Annotated in this window: 16 protein-coding genes; 2 read left to right on the top strand and 14 right to left on the bottom strand. The window is 54.4% G+C overall.

Annotated features, from left to right (window positions below):
- Nucleotides 1-2 precede the first annotated feature (2 nt).
- From lipB to JTI98_RS19565, 9 genes are all read right to left on the bottom strand, one after another.
- A complete protein-coding gene (lipB, locus tag JTI98_RS19605) occupies nt 3-644 on the bottom strand; it encodes a lipoyl(octanoyl) transferase LipB (protein ID WP_216081696.1) in 642 nt (213 codons plus the stop codon).
- Nucleotides 645-746: 102 nt separating this feature from the next.
- Nucleotides 747-1010, bottom strand: coding sequence for a DUF493 family protein YbeD (ybeD, locus tag JTI98_RS19600; RefSeq protein WP_042320704.1), 264 nt, complete (start codon nt 1008-1010; stop codon nt 747-749).
- Between the two features lie 107 nt (nt 1011-1117).
- On the bottom strand, nt 1118-2329 hold the full coding sequence (gene dacA, locus JTI98_RS19595) for a D-alanyl-D-alanine carboxypeptidase DacA (protein WP_043001427.1): 1212 nt from the start codon (nt 2327-2329) through the stop codon (nt 1118-1120).
- Nucleotides 2330-2477: 148 nt separating this feature from the next.
- The gene (gene rlpA / locus JTI98_RS19590) at nt 2478-3593 is read right to left on the bottom strand and encodes an endolytic peptidoglycan transglycosylase RlpA (protein ID WP_216081695.1); all 1116 of its coding nucleotides are present in this window, start codon (nt 3591-3593) and stop codon (nt 2478-2480) included.
- 10 nt (nt 3594-3603) lie between these two features.
- The gene (gene mrdB / locus JTI98_RS19585; RefSeq protein ID WP_044328079.1) at nt 3604-4716 is read right to left on the bottom strand and encodes a peptidoglycan glycosyltransferase MrdB; all 1113 of its coding nucleotides are present in this window, start codon (nt 4714-4716) and stop codon (nt 3604-3606) included.
- 2 nt (nt 4717-4718) lie between these two features.
- On the bottom strand, nt 4719-6620 hold the full coding sequence (gene mrdA, locus JTI98_RS19580; RefSeq protein ID WP_043001424.1) for a peptidoglycan DD-transpeptidase MrdA: 1902 nt from the start codon (nt 6618-6620) through the stop codon (nt 4719-4721).
- A gap of 29 nt (nt 6621-6649) precedes the next feature.
- The gene (gene rlmH, locus JTI98_RS19575; RefSeq protein ID WP_216081694.1) at nt 6650-7117 is read right to left on the bottom strand and encodes a 23S rRNA (pseudouridine(1915)-N(3))-methyltransferase RlmH; all 468 of its coding nucleotides are present in this window, start codon (nt 7115-7117) and stop codon (nt 6650-6652) included.
- A gap of 3 nt (nt 7118-7120) precedes the next feature.
- A complete protein-coding gene (gene rsfS / locus JTI98_RS19570; protein ID WP_012904988.1) occupies nt 7121-7438 on the bottom strand; it encodes a ribosome silencing factor in 318 nt (105 codons plus the stop codon).
- Between the two features lie 258 nt (nt 7439-7696).
- A complete protein-coding gene (locus JTI98_RS19565) occupies nt 7697-8308 on the bottom strand; it encodes an adenosylcobalamin/alpha-ribazole phosphatase (RefSeq protein WP_044328080.1) in 612 nt (203 codons plus the stop codon).
- A 97-nt stretch (nt 8309-8405) separates the two neighbouring features.
- Here JTI98_RS19565 and cobD point away from each other — a divergent pair, with 97 nt between their 5' ends.
- Nucleotides 8406-9491: a threonine-phosphate decarboxylase CobD gene (gene cobD / locus JTI98_RS19560; RefSeq protein ID WP_058587789.1), complete on the top strand. Its 1086-nt coding sequence runs from the start codon at nt 8406-8408 to the stop codon at nt 9489-9491.
- Here the strand turns inward: cobD and nadD are convergent.
- From nadD to leuS, 4 genes are read right to left on the bottom strand one after another with little or no spacing between them, the layout of a single operon-like run.
- The gene (gene nadD / locus JTI98_RS19555; protein WP_080343225.1) at nt 9466-10107 is read right to left on the bottom strand and encodes a nicotinate-nucleotide adenylyltransferase; all 642 of its coding nucleotides are present in this window, start codon (nt 10105-10107) and stop codon (nt 9466-9468) included. The two genes, cobD and nadD, sit on opposite strands and share 26 nt — an antisense overlap.
- 1 nt (nt 10108) lies before the next feature.
- On the bottom strand, nt 10109-11140 hold the full coding sequence (gene holA, locus JTI98_RS19550) for a DNA polymerase III subunit delta (RefSeq protein ID WP_216081693.1): 1032 nt from the start codon (nt 11138-11140) through the stop codon (nt 10109-10111).
- On the bottom strand, nt 11140-11730 hold the full coding sequence (lptE, locus tag JTI98_RS19545; RefSeq protein ID WP_044328083.1) for an LPS assembly lipoprotein LptE: 591 nt from the start codon (nt 11728-11730) through the stop codon (nt 11140-11142). Before lptE ends, holA begins: the two co-directional genes overlap by 1 nt.
- 14 nt (nt 11731-11744) lie before the next feature.
- Complete coding sequence (gene leuS / locus JTI98_RS19540) at nt 11745-14327, bottom strand: leucine--tRNA ligase (RefSeq protein WP_216081692.1); 2583 nt, start codon at nt 14325-14327, stop codon at nt 11745-11747.
- Between the two features lie 234 nt (nt 14328-14561).
- Between leuS and JTI98_RS19535 the strand changes: the two genes are divergently transcribed.
- Nucleotides 14562-15044: a zinc ribbon-containing protein gene (locus JTI98_RS19535; RefSeq protein WP_043001417.1), complete on the top strand. Its 483-nt coding sequence runs from the start codon at nt 14562-14564 to the stop codon at nt 15042-15044.
- Between the two features lie 90 nt (nt 15045-15134).
- Here JTI98_RS19535 and rihA read toward each other — a convergent pair whose 3' ends face one another.
- Nucleotides 15135-16070 carry a pyrimidine-specific ribonucleoside hydrolase RihA gene (rihA, locus tag JTI98_RS19530; RefSeq protein ID WP_216081691.1) on the bottom strand — a complete coding sequence of 312 codons (936 nt, stop codon included), beginning with the start codon at nt 16068-16070 and terminating at the stop codon, nt 15135-15137.
- Nucleotides 16071-16119 lie beyond the last annotated feature (49 nt).

Raw genomic sequence — 16119 nt, 5'->3', positions numbered from 1 at the left:
AGTTAAGCGGAAATATATTCGCAAGGGGGATTATTTAGCAGTGCTAAAATATTGGCTAATAATCGTGGTCGGATATTATCTGTCGTGGCCTGACTATCCCATTGAGATATTTTTGCCATTTCCATGCCGGCATAACCGCAGGGATTAATTCGTAAGAAAGGCGAGAGATCCATATTAACGTTTAATGCCAGTCCATGGAATGAGCAACCGCGACGAATACGCAAACCGAGGGAACATATTTTCTTTTCACCGACATAAACGCCAGGGGCATCTGCACGCGGGTGAGCGTCAATATCCAGTTCAGCCAAAGTATTCACGACAGTCTGTTCCAGCAACGTGACCAATTCCCGCACGCCCAGTTTACGTCGCTTCAGGTTCAACAAAACGTACATAACCTGTTGACCTGGCCCATGGTAAGTGACCTGCCCACCGCGATCGCTTTGAATGACCGGAATATCGCCGGGCATTAAAACATGTTCCGCTTTCCCTGCCTGACCCTGGGTGAAAACCGGATAGTGCTCAACCAGCCAGATTTCATCGGGAGTCTGTTCATCGCGGGTGTTGGTAAAGTCGTGCATGGCCTGGGAGACGGGTTCGTAGGGTTGAAGACCGAGCTGGCGGACCAGTATTTTATCCTGAGACAAAACAGCATCTCCGTAGAGAAGTAATCAATGGGGGAGGGAAGTATATCACAGTGAAGAGGAGGCGAGGTGGGCGCCCGAACATGGTCGGGGCCCGAACCTGTATTACAGAACCATACGGACGATTTCGATGTTACCGAGTTCTTCGTACAGCGTTTCAACCTGCTCAATATGGGTCGCGTTGATGGTAATCGAGACCGAGTGGTAATTGCCTTTGCTGCTGGGTTTTACCGTCGGAGAGTAATCACCTGGCGCATGGCGCTGTACCACTTCAACCACCTGTTCAACCAGCTCAGGTAACGCCTGCCCCATAACTTTGTAAGTAAAAGGAGTAGGGAATTCAAGCAGTTCGTTAAGTTTGGTTTTCATGTCAGCTCCGGCGTAACGTAAATAAATAACAACTCCCGCCAGAGGGCGGGAGTTTTACTGATGCTTAGTATATGGGGATGGAAATCACACTTTCAAGTGTTCAATTTTTAACCAAACCAGTGATGGAACATTAACTTAATGTAATCAATGATTTTGCTGAAGAAGTTACCTTCCGGGATTTCCTGCAGCACGACCAGAGGGCGCTGCTCAATGGTTTTACCGTCAAGCTGGAAGTTGATGGTACCGACCACCTGATTTTTCTGCAGCGGCGCATGCAGCTCCGTGCTGTTCAGTACATAGCTGGCTTTCAGGTCTTTCATACGGCCACGCGGAATGGTCAGATACACATCTTTATCAACCCCTAAGGAGGCGCGATCGGTATCACCAAACCAGGACGGTTCAGAGGCGAATTCTTTGCCTGCTTTCAGCGGGTTAACCGTTTCGAAGAAACGGAAACCCCAGGTCAGCAGTTTTTTGCTTTCCGTTTCACGTCCTTTATAGGTACGCCCGCCCATGACCGCGGAGATCAAACGCATCTGACCTTCGGTCGCCGAGGCCACCAGGTTGTAGCCTGCTTTATCGGTATGACCAGTCTTGATGCCATCTACTTTCAGGCTGTTGTCCCACAGCAAACCGTTACGGTTCAACTGACGGATGCCGTTAAAGGTGAACTCTTTCTCTTTATAGACGGAATATTCGTTAGGAACGTCGCGGATTAGCGCTTGTCCAATCAGCGCCATATCACGAGCGGAACTGTACTGACCGTCGGCATCCAGACCGTGAACCGTCTGGAAATGGGTATTTTTCAGACCCAGCGCATTCACATAGCTGTTCATCAGACCGACAAACGCATCCTGACTGCCCGCCGCAAAGTCAGCCATCGCGACGCAGGCGTCGTTACCAGACTGCAGGTTAATCCCGCGAATCAGTTGCGATACCGGAACCTGCATACCCGGCTTCAGGAACATCAGCGATGAGCCTTTAAAGACCGGATTACCCGTGGCCCAGGCATCATTACCGATAGTGACCAGATCCGTTTCTTTAAATTTGCCCGCTTTCATTGCCTGACCGATAACGTAACTGGTCATCATTTTGGTCAGACTGGCCGGGTCGCGACGCGTATCGGCGTTTTGTTCGGCCAGCACTTTACCGGAGTTATAGTCAATGAGGATGTAAGACTCCGCGTCGATCTGCGGAACACCCGGGATCATGGTTTTGATATTCAGGTCATCGGCATGCGCGCCTGAAATAGCGGCTGTACAAAGAGCCGTGGTGAGCGCCATGCGCTGCAGGAAACGAGCGGAAAAAGTGGTCTTCATGGTCTGAACTACGACGTCCGTGATGGAATTAAAAAAAGTGCCCTACTATAGCAAATGCAATACCGGCAGGCATCTGACTTTCCGCATGACTTTGTTAACGTAGTTAACGTCATTTACAGAAATTGACACTTCAGATGCCCTTGTTACGTTACTGTGCGCCGGTAATGAAGGACTGTAATTGGGCTTCAGATTGTAAGCGCTGCTGCAGCACACTGGCTTGTGCTTTACTGGCGAACGGCCCGAGCTGAATACGCCACACGGCGCCGTTCTGCGTGACGCGTCCAGGTACGCCAAACTGCTGGCCTAAGCGCTGTTGATATTGTTGGGCACGCCCCTGATCGCTCACCGCGCCGACCTGGACTACGTAACTGCCGCTGGCGGAAGCGGCGGCAGGCGCAGCCGTCGCAGCAGGTGTTGCTGCCGGTGCACTGACTGGCGCGCTAACGGGAGCTGCAGCCGCGGGCTGTGGCGCTGGCGTCGGTTCACTGCCTTCCAGTACACCTGCAGCCAGGGTCGTCGGGGCACCCAGGAATCCACTGCTCTGAACCGGTGCGCCGGCATTATCTTCACTTTGCAACGTGGAATTGCTGATGGCGCGAACGTCACCCTGAGGCTGCATCGCTTCCGGTGCGGAGGAGGCGCTGCCCATGCCGCCGCTCAGATCAGGACGTGAGGGCAGGGCATAAGTCTGTTTGGCCACGGTGGTACAGGCCATACCCGGACCAGACAATGAACCATCCTGCGCGACAATAATTGGGTCGATACGTACTTTGGTGTTATTGGAGGTGTTCAGACGGTCGGCAGCGGCACGCGACAGCGAAATCACGCGATCGTTGCCATAGGGACCGCGATCGTTAATGCGCACCACGATCATCCGTCCATTGGCGAGGTTAGTGATCCGCGCATAGCTCGGGATCGGTAACGTCGGATGCGCAGCGGTGAGCTGCATAGGATCGAACGTTTCGCCTGAGGCGGTCAGATTGCTACCGGGCTCGGCATCGTAGATCGCCGCGAACCCTGCCTGACTAAAGCGCGAGACATCCTGCACTATCTTGTAGCTCTTCCCGTCTCGCTGATAATCCTGATTAGCGCTCGGGTTGAGAGGTTCAAAACGCGGATCGGCTCCGCTGATTTCAACGACGGGCCCATTACATACCGCCGGCTGCGGCGCGACGGTGTTCTGTTGCTGACCATCATCACTCGTACATGCCGCGAGCAGCATAATTCCTGCTACGACGCAGACTCCAGGCAACTGCTTACGCATTGCGCACCCCTTACACGCTTTTCGATAACATTTTTCTGTGGGTGTGGATCGACATGACAATCCCGAACCCGGCCATCAACACGATCAGTGCTGAGCCTCCGTAACTGACCAACGGAAGCGGAACGCCTACAACAGGCAGAATCCCACTCACCATACCAATATTAACGAAGACATAAACGAACAAAATCAACATTAAGCCACCGGCCATCACGCGACCAAAGGTGGTTTGTGCGTGGGCGGCGATCCAAAGGCCACGCATAATCAGCAGTATATACAGCGCCAGCAGGATCAGTATCCCAATCAGACCCAGCTCTTCCGCCAGGACAGCGAAGATAAAGTCGGTGTGGCGTTCGGGTAAAAATTCCAGTTGCGACTGGGTACCGTGTAACCATCCCTTACCGCTAAGACCGCCGGAACCAATCGCAATTTTAGACTGAATGATGTGGTAACCGGCACCCAACGGGTCGGTTTCCGGGTCGAGTAACATCATTACACGCTGACGCTGATAATCGTGCATCAGGAAGAACCACAGGATCGGAATGAACGCCGCGAGCAACAGCACAGCGACGCCAATTAAACGCCAGCTCAGACCCGAGAGGAACAGCACGAACAGGCCGGAAAGCGCGACCAGAATCGAGGTTCCGAGGTCAGGCTGTGCCGCCACCAACAGCGTCGGCATAAAAATCAGCACCAGCGCGATGGCCGTGTTCTTCAGGGACGGCGGACAGACGTCGCGGTTGATAAAGCGGGCGACCATCAGAGGAACCGCGATTTTGGCGATTTCAGAAGGCTGAAAACGTACAATGCCGAGATCCAGCCAACGCTGCGCGCCTTTGGATATTGCCCCGAATGCATCGACCGCCACCAGCAGAATAATACAGAAAATATAGAGATACGGCGCCCAACCTTCATAGACGCGCGGCGGGATCTGCGCCATGACCACCATGATCACCAGACCCATCGCAATCTGACCGACTTTACGCTCCATCATGCCAATGTCCTGGCCGCTGGCGCTCCAGATAACCAGTGAGCTGTAAACCAACAGCGCCAGCAAAATCAGTAACATGGTGGGATCAATATGGATTTTATCCCAGAATGTTTTTTTGTTCGGATTATCCGTCATGGTTATTGATCCTCCGCCGCTGCAACCGCCGGGTTTTCCGCTGGCAGATCGGTGTTGTTATCGCCCAACATGATGTGGTCAAGAATCTGACGCATAATGGTCCCCACCGCCGGGCCCGCCCCCCCGTTTTCCAGGATGATGGCGACGGCCACCTGCGGGTTGTTATACGGTGCAAATGCGGTCATCAGTTTATGGTCACGCAGACGCTCGGCAATTTTATGCGCGTTATAGGTTTCATTGGCTTTCAGGCCAAAGACCTGTGCGGTACCGGATTTAGCGGCAATTTTATATGGCGCGCTGGCAAAATATTTATGCGCGGTCCCGTTGCCACGGTTGGCGACGCCATACATGCCGTCTTTCGCCAGTTCCCAATAACCAGAGTGAATATCGCCGACCGGTGGCTCCTGCGGTTGTACCCAGGGAACCTTCTTGCCGTTTTCTGCGGTACTCATCAGCAGATGAGGCACCTTCACGACGCCGTCATTAATCAGGATCATCAGCGCCTTACTCATCTGAATCGGCGTTGCCGTCCAGTAGCCCTGACCGATGCCGACCGGAATGGTATCGCCCTGATACCAGGGTTTTTTAAAGCGTTTGAGCTTCCATTCGCGGGTAGGCATGTTGCCGGAACGCTCTTCCGCCAGGTCGATACCGGTATAGTGACCGTAACCGAATTTGCCCATCCACTCGGAGAGGCGATCGATCCCCATGTCATAGGCGACCTGATAGAAGAAGGTATCCGCCGATTCTTCCAGTGATTTAGTAATGTTCAGGTGTCCGTGACCCCATTTCTTCCAGTCACGGTAGCGTTTTTCCGAGCCGGGCAACTGCCACCAGCCAGGGTCAAACAGGCTGGTATTACGGGTGATAACGCCCGCGCTTAATGCAGACACCGCGACATACGGTTTCACCGTCGACGCAGGTGGATAAACCCCCTGCGTTGCGCGGTTGACCAGCGGCGTGTTCGGATCGTTAAGCAAACCGGAATAGTCTTTACTGGAGATACCGTCGACGAACAGGTTCGGGTCGTAACTGGGCATTGAAACCAGGGCCAGTACGCCGCCGGTGCGCGGGTCGGTGACCACCACGGCCGCGCGGCTACCGGCAAGCAGCGTCTCGATATACTGCTGCAGTTTGAGATCCAGCGTCAGGTAGATGTCGTGTCCGGCCTGTGGGGGGACTTCTTTGAGCTGACGGATGACGCGGCCACGGTTGTTGACCTCGACTTCCTCGTAGCCGGTTTGACCGTGCAGCACATCTTCGTAGTAGCGCTCAATCCCCAGTTTCCCGATGTCATGCGTCGCGGCGTAGTTGGCCAGTTTGCCGTCTTTATCCAGTCGCTCAACGTCTTTATCGTTAATCTTCGACACGTAACCAATGACGTGGGTAAGCGCGGAACCGTACGGGTAGAACCGGCGCTTATACCCTTTCACTTCCACACCCGGGAAGCGGTACTGGTTCACGGCAAAACGCGCAACCTGTACTTCGGTGAGGTTGGTTTTGACGGGAATAGAGGTAAAGCGGTGGGAACGTGCGCGCTCTTTCTTGAAGGCGGCAATATCGTCATCGGTCAGGTCGACAACGCTGCGCAGGGCATCCAGCGTTTGCTGCACGTTATCAACCTTCTCGGGCATCATTTCGACCTGATAAATGGTGCGGTTCAGGGCGAGAGGAATGCCATTACGGTCATAAATAATGCCGCGGCTGGGGGCGATAGGCACCAGCTTAATCCGGTTCTCATTCGAGCGAGTCTGGTAATCGGTAAAACGGACGATCTGCAGGTTATACAGATTGGCGATAAGCACGCCGGTGAGCAGTAAGATACCCAAAAAAGCGACCAGCGCCCGGCGCACAAATAGCGCGGACTCAGCCGTATAGTCGCGAAAAGAATTCTGTAATTTCATCCGCTGCTTAGTCTACTCAAGCTCAATGATCACTCACGGTGATAAGGGTGATTAGTGGTAATGCTCCACGCCCGATACAGGCTCTCTGCCACCAGCACCCGGACTAGCGGATGGGGAAGCGTGAGTGCAGAGAGCGACCAACTTTGTTCTGCCGCGGCTTTGCAGGCAGCGGATAATCCCTCCGGCCCGCCAATTAACAGGCTGACATCACGACCGTCCAGTTTCCAGCGTTCCAGTTCGGTCGCCAGTTGCGGCGTGTCCCAGGGCTTACCGGGAATATCCAGGGTGACGATGCGATTTTTGCCAGCGGCAGCCAGCATCTGCTCACCCTCTTTGTCGAGAATACGCTTGATATCCGCGTTCTTGCCGCGTTTGCCGGCCGGAATTTCGATCAGCTCAAAAGGCATGTCTTTGGGAAAACGCCGCAGGTACTCGGTAAAACCGGTTTGTACCCAGTCGGGCATTTTCGTGCCTACCGCGACAAGTTGAAGCTTCACGCATTAACTCCAGAGTTTTTCCAGCTCATACAGGCGACGGCTCTCTTCCTGCATAACGTGGACAATCACTTCACCCAGGTCAACGACGATCCAGTCGGCGACGCTCTCACCTTCCACGCCCAGCGGCAGCATTCCCGCAGCGCGAGATTCCTGCACGACGTGGTCAGCAATAGACATAACGTGACGGCTGGAAGTACCGGTACAGATGATCATGCAGTCGGTGATACTGGATTTGCCCTGAACGTCTAAGGCGATGATGTCCTGACCTTTAAGGTCATCAATTTTGTCGATAACAAAATCCTGGAGTGCTTTACCCTGCAAGTTTTCCCCCTGGGTGCATGAATGAGTATTAATAAGCCTGTCAGTATACCTTAACCCACCGGCTTTTCGGGACAAATGTCACCGGGCGGTTTTGGAAAGTGGGCTATCATCCCACCCCATGCAACAGAATGCATCGCCATTTTTGTAAAACAATTTCTGCAAAACGCTGAAGGGTGGGAAAAGTCTGGCAGCGGAGAATAGCAGCCTGTCCGGGGGTGTCAATGGGCGGAGCGTTGCTGGCGGTAAAAAACAGATATTTTACTCGCCGGGTGCCCATATCGCTCTGCTGTTGAGAACCCGAAGCGTGGCAAAATCGCCAGTAAAATCAATAGCACTCCAGCAGCCTTGCTCAACGCGAAAATGCCACATCGCCGCGGCGGGCATGGCAAGCAACCGGGCGATTAACAGGCTGAGAACACCCTGATGGCTGACTATCAGCACATGATCATGGTGCTGATAGTCAGCAAGGATCGAAATTGCCTGCTCAACGCGCTGGGCGAAAGCCTGAAATCCTTCCCCATTGGTGGGAACGGCATTTTGCCAGTCGTTGCACCAGGCCGCGTAGTTCTCGGCATCTTCGCGGGCCAGATCCTGGTGATGACGCATCTCCCAGTCACCAAAAAACATCTCATTGAGCTCAGGCTTCACCTGTAGCGGCAGTTCACGTCCCTGAAGCACTAAGCGCGCCGTGTGCTGCGCGCGCTCCAGTTCGCTACACAGCACCTGCTTAAAGGGAACCTGGCGAAGCAGTGTATTCAGCGTTTGCGCTTGCGCCACGCCGCGCCCGGTCAACGGTGTGGGGGCATGACCGCTGTACAATCCCGCCACATTAGCCTCGGTTTCACCATGACGAACTAACCAGAGTCGCATTTATCCCTCGTGATACGTATTCGCGCAAAACATGATATTCGCCCTGAATGCGCGCGCTAATTTCTCTAAAATAGCCTCTTTTGCCAGGAGCGGCACGATGTCTCTATTCAAAAGCGCCCACGGCGGTAATATCCGTGAGGCGGCTGAGTTCCTCGGGATCTCGCCCGAGAAGTTGCTGGATTTTAGCGCGAATATTAATCCACTGGGTATGCCTGAAACGGTAAAACGCGCCATTGTCGACAATTTACACCTAGCCGAGCGCTATCCTGACGTCGATTACCGCCACCTGCATCAGGCACTGGCCCGACATCATCAGGTTCCCGTCGAATGGATCCTCGCCGGAAACGGTGAGACGGAGTCGATCTTCACCCTGGTAAACGGTTTGAAACCGCGGCGAGCGATGATCGTCGCGCCGGGATTTGCCGAATACCGCCGCGCGTTGCAGTGGAGCGAATGCGTCATTGATACGTTCATGCTGCGTGAAGAGGATGGCTGGCAACTGACCGGGGCGATTCTCGATGCGTTAACGGCAGAACTGGACTGTCTGTTTTTGTGCACGCCTAACAATCCCACCGGATTACTGCCGGAGCGGGCGTTACTCGAGGCGATTGCCGGGCGCTGTCAGGCGCTAAATATTGCGCTGATTCTTGATGAGGCATTTATCGATTTTATCGCAGACGAAGCGGGATTTATTCCGCTGTTAAAGGATAACCCGCATATCTGGGTTCTGCGTTCACTGACAAAATTCTATGCCATCCCGGGACTGCGGCTGGGATATCTCCTTAACAGCGATGTGCAGGCGGTCGCGGCGATGAGGGCGCGCCAGATGCCGTGGTCGATCAACGCTTTTGCTGTACTGGCAGGGGAACAGGTGCTGGAGGATACCGCGTATCAACAGGCGACATGGCAGTGGTTGCGGGAAGAGGGCGGACGTTTTTATCAGCAGCTGTGTGCGCTGTCGGGACTAACGGTCTATCCCGGTCAGGCGAATTATCTTCTGCTGCGTTGCGAAACCGATCTCCAGCGCGCTTTGCTGACGCGACATATTCTGATCCGCAGTTGCGCCAATTACCCAGGTCTTGATGGACGCTATTTCCGCGTGGCAATACGCAGTCAGGAAGAGAACAACCGCCTGCTGGCGGCGTTAACCGAAGTGCTTAGCGATACAGCCCATGCTCATTGATATAGTCCAGCACCGCGTGCGGCATCAGATCATCACACGGTTCGCCGTTTTCCAGCCGCTCGCGGATGATCGTGGCGGAAATATTGAACCACGGCGTCTCGGCGAGATAAATTTTCCCTGCCGGTAGCTGGTGCAGATCGTCCGGCGTATTCGTCAGATGTTGATCCAGCCAATGCTGATGCTGTTCCTGCGCCATTTCAAGCGGATAGCCCGGACGGCGGCAGACAATCAGATGGGTATTGTCGAGAATGGTTTCGTAGTCGTGCCAGGTCGGGAAGGTCAGCAACGAGTCCTGGCCGATGATAAACGCCAGTGGGGCATCTGGACCTTGCTCTTCACGCCAGGCCTTTAGCGTTTGCGCCGTATAGGAAGGGGTGTCGTGCTTTAGTTCGCGCTCATCAAGGATAAACAACGGCTTGTCGGCAATTGCCAGTTCAAGCATAGTTTTGCGCTGTTCGCTCGTCGCCTCTGGCTGCGGGCGATGAGGAGGAACATTATTAGGCATCACGATGACCCGTGATAAACCAATCAGATTGGCCAGCGTTTCCACGGGTTTGAGGTGACCATAGTGCACCGGATCAAAGGTGCCGCCAAAGAGTGCCTGTAACGATTTCATATCAGCCATCAATAAAAACTTCAGCCAGCGCTTTGTGGCAAATCAGCAGTGAGAGCCCTTCAAGCTCCGCCCAGACCGACTGGCCATAGTCCTGCTTCAGCGTGATTTCCGTACGTGTCAGTAACTGGACCGCCTGACGTAACTGCGCCGGACTCAGTCGGTTCAGCGCGTCGCCAATCATGCCCCGACGGTTTTGCCAGACGCGATGCTTATCAAAAAGCGTGCGCAGCGGGGTATGGGCCGACTGGCGTTTCAGCGTAACCAGCAGCAACAGTTCACGTTGCAGGGTTCGCAGCAAAATAACCGGTTCGCTGCCTTCCAGATGTAACTGCTGAAGAATGTGCAGTGCGCGCTTACTTTTGCCCATGATCAGCGCATCCACCCAATGGAATGGGGTGAAGTGGGCGGCATCATTAACGGCCTGCTCGACGCGAGGCAGGGTGAGCTTACCGTCGGGCCACAACAAGGACAAACGTTCCAGCGCCTGCGCCAGCGCCAGCAGGTTACCTTCATAGCAATAGCACAACAGTTGATTTGCTGCGTCGTCCAGCTGCAAATTATTTTGTTTTGCGCGCGCCGCCACCCAGCGGGGAAGTTGCGCCTGCTCCGGCGTCTGACAACTGATCTGTACGCTTCGATCGGTCAGCGCTTTAAACCATGCGGCATTTTCCTGGGCTTTGCTGAGCTTGTTACCGCGTACGATCAGCAGCAGATCGTCATGCAGCAACTGAACCAACGTTGCCAGTTGTTCATTAATCGCGGCATTCGGACCGTTTTCGGGCAGCAGCAACAACAGCGTCTGACGGCTGGCGAACAGACTCATCGCCTGGCATTGCGAGAACAATGCGTTCCAGTCGGTATTGTTGTCGAGAGTAAACGTGTGGTGTTCGTCGAACCCCTGCGTTGCCGCAACCTGACGGATGACATCCTGGCCTTCCTGCAACAACAATGGGTCGTTTCCAAGGAGCAGATACGCCGCGCGCAACCCTTCAGAGAGTTGCGCGCGGAGTTGTTCAGGGTACAACCGAATCATCAGTTACCCAGCGTGCTGGAGACACGCGTTGAAGAGGAAGCGGAAGCCGCTTCTTTATCGTCAACGGCAACCTCTTCTTGCGATGAGAGACGATCCGCAGCATGTACGCTTGGCAGCTTACGAATTAATTGCTCCGCCGCTCTGTCGTACATTTCTTTGATGATCATATCCTGCTCGTTATCCTTCGCCAGCGCCATCTGTGGGTTGTCGAAGAACGAACGGAATACCCGGACGCTGATAGGATAAATATCGTGACCAGGAATCAATACTGACGCATTAACCGTCATAATCATCTGATATTCCGCTGTCTGCCCATTCTGGAAGACAGATGCGGTATCTTTCGAAATGCTGACCCGACCCAGACGCAGAGACGGTACGTCTTTACGCAGCGTACTCTTATCCAGCAGCTCAACGTCGTTCAGACGCAGTTGGTTACGCACCGCACGGCTTAGCGGACCGTTCGGATCCCCCGTGTCCAGAATCATGGTTTTCATGGTGTCCGGAACCTGCGTGGTATTGCGCAGGTGCCAGCCACATCCGGCGGTGGTTAACACCGCCAGAGATAACAACAATGTTGCCAGATATCGCACGCTTCCTCCCGCGCTTAGCCAACGACCAGATTGAGGAGTTTACCCGGTACGTAAATCACTTTACGCACGGTAACACCATCAAGATATTTAGCGACCAGATGTTCCTGGCCCGCACGTTCACGAACCTGCTCTTCTGTCGCATTCACCGGAACGGTGATTTTACCGCGCACCTTGCCGTTAACCTGAACCACGACCAGCGTGGAGTCTTCGACCATTGCAGCATTGTCCGCGACCGGCCACGGCGCGTTGTCGATGTCGCCTTCGCCTTTCAGCGCCTGCCACAGCGTAAAGCAGACGTGTGGGGTGAACGGGTTAAGCATCCGGACTACTGCCAGCAGCGCTTCCTGCATCAGCGCGCGATCCTGCTCGTCATCCTGCGGGGCTTTCGCCAGCTTGTTCATCAGCTCCATCACGGCGGCAATCGCGGTGTTGAAGGTCTGACGGCGGCCGATATCATCGGTCACTTTGGCGATCGTTTTGTGTACATCGCGACGCAGCGCTTTCTGATCTTCTGTCAGCGCGTCAACGTTCAGCGGCGCAACATCGCCACGGGAAGTGTGTTCATACACCAGTTTCCAGACACGTTTCAGGAAGCGGTTAGCGCCTTCCACGCCGGACTCCTGCCATTCCAGCGTCATATCAGCCGGAGAGGCGAACATCATAAAGAGACGCACGGTATCCGCGCCGTAACGCTCAACCATTACCTGCGGGTCGATACCGTTGTTTTTCGACTTGGACATTTTGCTCATGCCGGTATACACCAGCTCATGGCCCGCCGCGTCTTTCGCCTTCACGATACGGCCTTTCTCGTCGCGTTCAACGATCGCATCCACCGGAGAAACCCAGTTACGCTCGCCGTTTTCGCCCACATAGTAAAACGCATCCGCCAGTACCATCCCCTGACACAGCAACTGTTTCGCCGGTTCGTCAGAGTTCACCATGCCGGCATCGCGCATCAGTTTGTGGAAGAAGCGGAAGTAGAGCAGGTGCATGATGGCATGTTCGATACCGCCAATGTAAATATCTACCGGCAGCCAGTAGTTTGCCGCTTTGGAATCCAGCATCCCTTCCTGATACTGCGGACAGGTGTAGCGTGCATAGTACCAGGATGACTCCATAAAGGTGTCAAAGGTGTCGGTTTCACGCAGCGCAGGCTGACCGTTGACGGTGGTTTTTGCCCATTCAGGATCGGCTTTAATTGGGCTGGTGATACCGTCCATCACGACATCTTCCGGCAGGATCACCGGCAATTGATCTTCCGGCGTTGGCAGCACGGTGCCGTCTTCCAGCGTGACCATCGGGATCGGCGCACCCCAGTAACGCTGACGGGAAACGCCCCAGTCGCGCAGACGGTAGTTGATCTTACGCTCGCCCACGCCTTTGGCGGCCAGCTTATCGGCAATGGCGTTGAAGGCCGCGTCGAAGGCCAGACCGTCAAATTCGCCAGAGTTAAACAGAACGCCTTTATCGGTCATCGCCTGTTCGGAAAGATCCGGCTCTGAACCATCGGCTGCCAGGATAACCGGTTTAATGGTTAAGCCGTATTTGGTGGCAAATTCGTAGTCGCGCTGATCGTGACCCGGTACGGCCATGACCGCGCCGGTGCCGTATTCCATCAGCACAAAGTTAGCCGCCCAGACCGGGATTGCTTCGCCAGTCAGCGGGTGAACCGCCTTAAAGCCGGTATCGACGCCTTTTTTCTCCATGGTCGCCATGTCAGCTTCGGCCACTTTGGTGTTACGGCATTCGTCGATAAAGGCTGCCAGTTCAGGGTTGTTCTCTGCCGCTTTCTGCGCCAGCGGGTGACCAGCGGCAACCGCCAGGTAGGTGGCACCCATAAAGGTGTCCGGGCGGGTGGTGTAAACGGTCAGCGTGTTGTCATAATCGTTCACGTTGAAGGTGATTTCCACGCCTTCAGAACGACCAATCCAGTTGCGCTGCATCGTTTTCACGGTGTCAGGCCAGTGATCCAGTTTATCCAGATCGTTGAGCAGTTCATCGGCATAGGCGGTGATTTTAATAAACCACTGCGGGATCTCTTTACGCTCAACTTTGGTGTCGCAGCGCCAGCAGCAGCCGTCGATAACCTGTTCGTTCGCCAGTACGGTCTGATCGTTCGGGCACCAGTTGACCGCAGAGGTCTTTTTGTAGACCAGACCTTTTTTGTACAGTTCGGTGAAGAATTTCTGCTCCCAGCGATAGTATTCCGGGGTACAGGTCGCCAGCTCGCGGCTCCAGTCATAGCCAAAGCCCAGCATTTTGAGCTGGTTCTTCATGTAGGCGATATTATCGTAGGTCCACGGTGCCGGCGCGGTGTTGTTTTTCACCGCCGCGCCTTCTGCAGGCAGGCCGAATGCGTCCCAGCCGATAGGCTGCAGCACGTTTTTGCCCAGCATGCGCTGATAACGGGCGATCACGTCACCGATGGTGTAGTTACGTACGTGGCCCATGTGTAGTCGACCAGAAGGATAGGGAAGCATAGACAGGCAGTAATACTTCTCTTTGCTCTCGTCTTCGGTAACTTCAAATGTGCGCTTCTCATCCCAGTGAAGCTGTACTTTGGATTCTATCTCTTCCGGGCGGTATTGCTCTTGCATGGCAGCCAGTGGTCCTGTTTTCAATACAGCTACAAACGTAGCTTCGATGTGGTGTTTCAGATCCGCATAGCATAGCCCAAACGCCCGCGTCAAAACAGCCTTTCGCGCATTCAGGTTCGAATTCACGCCACGATAATCCTTGCACGAATTTACACACTCTGTGGACAGTCTTGCAAAGCGTAACCCAAATAACGTCTATTATTATAGACAGTTAACGACCCAGGAGGCGAAACGATGAACAAGGTTGCTCAATACTACCGTGAACTGGTGGCGTCATTAAGTGAACGTCTGCGCAATGGCGAGCGTGATATCGATGCGCTGGTGGAACAGGCGCGGCAGCAGGTTTTGCAGGCCGGGGAGTTAACGCGAACCGAAGTGGACGAACTGACGCGCGCTGTCAGACGTGACCTGGAAGAGTTTGCCATCAGCTACGAAGAGAGTCTGGAAGAGGAGTCCGACAGCGTCTTTATGCGGGTAATCAAAGAGAGCCTGTGGCAGGAACTGGCGGATATCACCGACAAAACGCAGCTCGAATGGCGTGAAGTGTTTCAGGATCTAAGTCATCACGGGGTATATCACAGCGGCGAAGTGGTGGGGCTGGGCAATCTGGTGTGTGAGAAGTGCCATTTTCACTTAGCGGTGTATACGCCGGACGTGTTGCCATTGTGCCCAAAATGCGGACACGACCAGTTCCAGCGTCGTCCGTTTGAACCGTAATCTAGTCTGATGCCGAGGTTGACGCATCTTATCAGGCCTACGGTGACTCATTACGTAGGCCGAATAAGCGTCAGCACCGTCCGGCATTGGTCACGCGTAAAACTGTAGCCGTTCTGCCAGCAGGTCTACAAATCCCTGACGATCGACATCCACCATCACGGTGGCATTCGGTTTATTGCCCGTCAGGAAGTAATAGTCCACCACGGTCATCCCCTGAGTGTATTTCCCCTGAGTTTCCACCCCAACCCAGCGTTCAACGGTGGTAAACAGTTCGGGTTTCAACAGCCAGGCGATGGTGCACGGGTCGTGCAGCGGTGCGCCGATAAATCCCCATTTCTCGTCTTTATGATACTCGAGGAAGAAGTCGAGTAGTTCAGCAACGATCGTGGAAACCGGGTTACCAATGGCGCGGAAGCGTTCGGTATCTGCGACATGAATTTGTGCTTTATGCGTGACGTCCAGACCGGCCATCACCACCGGAATCCCCGACTGGAAGACGATTTCTGCGGCTTCAGGGTCGACATAAATATTGAATTCGGCGGCAGGCGTCCAGTTGCCCAACCCCATCGCGCCGCCCATGATCACGATACGGGCGATTTTGTCACGCAGTTCAGGATGGCTATTCAGTAACAGTGCGACGTTGGTTTGCGGCCCGGTTGAGACAAGGGTGACCGGTTGTGTGCTCTCGCGCAACGTCTTTGCCATTAGCTCAACGGCGGTGCATGGCTGCGGCGCAAAGGCGGGTTCCGGTAGCGCCGGGCCATCCAGTCCGCTTTCACCGTGGACGTTATCGGCAATGATCAGTTCACGCATCAGGGGCTTGGGCGCGCCGCCCGCCACTGGAATGTCCGTGCGGTTCAGCAGCGTTAACATTCGCAATACGTTGCGTCGCGTTTTATCGGGTGTCTGGTTTCCTGCGGATGAGGTGATGGCTTTAACGTCAAGTTCCGGTGAGGCGAGGGCGAGAACCAGTGCGATCGCGTCATCATGACCCGGGTCGCAATCTATAATTATTGGCAGTGCCATTGTTGCTCCTTATGAATGCTACATTGTGGCAAGGGTAACGCTGGGGTGA

The organism is Citrobacter sp. MGH 55, from assembly GCF_016906145.1.
GTDB classification, from domain to species: domain Bacteria; phylum Pseudomonadota; class Gammaproteobacteria; order Enterobacterales; family Enterobacteriaceae; genus Citrobacter_A; species Citrobacter_A amalonaticus.
Note: the sequence above shows the minus strand (reverse complement) of the source record. Positions and strands in the feature narration are given on the sequence as shown.